This window comes from Luteibacter sp. (genome assembly GCF_051958795.1).
In the GTDB taxonomy this organism is placed as follows: Bacteria; Pseudomonadota; Gammaproteobacteria; order Xanthomonadales; family Rhodanobacteraceae; genus Luteibacter.
The window spans coordinates 1-2,119 of the sequence record NZ_JBQCFT010000266.1 but is presented as its reverse complement, the minus strand read 5'-3'; the positions used below and the strand labels follow the sequence as shown (position 1 = coordinate 2,119).

2 protein-coding genes are annotated in these 2,119 nt (G+C 65.9%); both read right to left on the bottom strand.

The features are described 5' to 3' along the window. Positions 1-140 precede the first annotated feature (140 nt). A complete protein-coding gene (locus tag ACTHLF_RS14040) occupies positions 141-701 on the bottom strand; it encodes a DUF1003 domain-containing protein (RefSeq protein ID WP_440327967.1) in 561 nt (186 codons plus the stop codon). A gap of 100 nt (positions 702-801) precedes the next feature. Continuing rightward, positions 802-1,917, bottom strand: a complete 1,116-nt coding sequence (locus ACTHLF_RS14035; protein ID WP_440327966.1) for a mechanosensitive ion channel family protein — start codon at positions 1,915-1,917, stop codon at positions 802-804. Positions 1,918-2,119 lie beyond the last annotated feature (202 nt).

Genomic DNA, 2,119 nt, shown 5'->3' with positions numbered 1-2,119 from the left:
CCCACCTCTTACCCACCCCCCTCTTCGTTTCTCTTTGTTTTTTTTTTTTGGGGGGGGTGGGTGGGCGGGGGGGGCCGGCGCCGCGGGGCCGCCCCCCCCCCCCCCCCCCCCCCCCCCCCCCCCCCCCCCCCACAACAGATTTATACGTCGCGGCCGTTTTCGCGGGCCAGCTTCAACAGCAGGTCGATCTGCTCCTGCTGCTTCATCAACATCAGCTGCAGCTGGTCGTTGCGCATCTGGTCGAGCTTCTCGTGCAGGCCCATGATCTCGATCTCGGCCTTCAGGTTCACCTTGTAATCGTTGGTCGCATCGAGCCGGTCCTTCGCCGCCTGGCGGTTCTGGCTCATCATGATCACGGGTGCCTGGAACGCCGCCAGCATCGAGAGCAGCAGGTTGAGGAAGATGAAAGGATACGGATCGAACGGCCGGGTCAGCACATAGGCGTTCAAGCCCGTCCAGGCCACCAGGATCCCGACGAACACCAGGATGAAGGTCCAGGAGCCGCCGAAGCGCGACACCCTGTCGGCGAGCCGCTCGCCGAAGCTCATATCCTCGACGAAGGCCTCGTTAACGTCCTTGGCGATCATCTTGCGCTGCATGAGGTGATCGATGAGGTGCCGCTCGACGTGGTTCAGGTCATCGAGACTTTTTGCGAACCAGTGGTGGGCCGCCTGGTCGGGGTTAGTGGTGTGGTTGGTCATGGCACGGTTCCGGCAGTCGATCTGGGCGGAACGCTATCACGCCGGTGGCATGCGGGCGCTTGTACGGCTACACCGTGTCATTGTGTGTTTTCACATACCCTCAGTGCTGGGCGGCCCGGCGGGCGGTGAACGGGACGGGGGCGTCTTCCACGCCGCGAACCTGGCTCTCGAGATCGCCGCGCAGGCGTGGCAGGTAGCCGGGGCATTCGCGCCGCACGAAGGCGATCAGGCCCTCGCGGACCTTGCAGCGCAGGTCGAAGGACTTGCCCGAGTTGGACGAGCTCATCAGCGCCCGGATCTGCATGGCGCGGTCATTGCTGTCGACCACCTGCATCACCAAGACCCGGCCATCCCACTCGGGTGCGCCCTTGCAGATGCGCTCCATCTCCGCGCGCAGCGGCTCGAGCGGCATCCCGTAGTCGAACCAGAGCAACACCGAGCCGAGTATCTGCGACGACGTGCGCGTCCAGTTCTGGAACGGCGTTTCGATGAAGTATTGCAACGGCACGATCATCCGCCGCTCATCCCAGATCTTCACCACGACGTAGGTGCTGGTGATCTCCTCCACCCTGCCCCATTCGCCCTCGACGATCACGACATCATCGATGCGGATCGGCTGGGTAAGCGCGATCTGGATACCCGCGATCAGATTGCCGAGCACCGGTTTCGCTGCCAGGCCGAGGGCAATGCCGGCGATGCCCGCCGATGCGAGCAGGCTGGCGCCGAACTGGCGTACCGAGGGGAAAGTCATCAGGCCGACGGCGATACCGAGCATGACGATCAGGACCATTGCCGTACGCGACAGCACCCGCGCCTGCGTCTGCAGGCGCCGCGCGCGCAGGTTATCTTCCAGATCGATCGGATTGAAGCGCGATACCGTGGCTTCCACCGCACTGATGCAGCGCACGAGGAACCAGGTGATCGCACCGATCAGGCCCAGGCCGAGCAGGTGTTCCAGGCCATTGTTCAGCCGTGCGGGCTCGTCCGGCGCGGCGCGAAACGCCAGCAGCATCAGGAACAGCGGCACGATGGCTTCGAGAGGTGCATTCGCCTTCGCGATGATGCTGGCACCCTTCGGGTGGCGCACGGCGAGACGGCGCAGCAACACATCGACAACGCGGTGGATGAGGCCCGCGACGAGCAGCGCGATGATCAACACCAGCGCAAAACGCGTCCACGGATGCGTGATGTCGGGCATCCAGTCAGGAGAGTTCATGGGCGCACAGCCTAAGGCCCCGGATGTCGACGCTACGTTGGTGCACCGCAGAATGTCGTGTGGGGGGGGGGGGGGGGGGGGGGGGGGGGGGGGGGCCCACCCCCCCCCCCCCGCCCCCCCCCCCCCCCCGGGGGGGGGCCGGGGGCGGGGGCCGGGAGCGTAGAAGAGGAGCGCGGCACAGAACCCCCCCCCCGCCGCGCAC

Excerpts from the sequence above, each read along its gene's own strand:
- ACTHLF_RS14040 (WP_440327967.1), bottom strand. The coding sequence starts at position 701 with ATGACCAACCACACCACTAACCCCGACCAGGCGGCCCACCACTGGTTC.
- ACTHLF_RS14035 (WP_440327966.1), bottom strand. The coding sequence starts at position 1,917 with ATGAACTCTCCTGACTGGATGCCCGACATCACGCATCCGTGGACGCGT.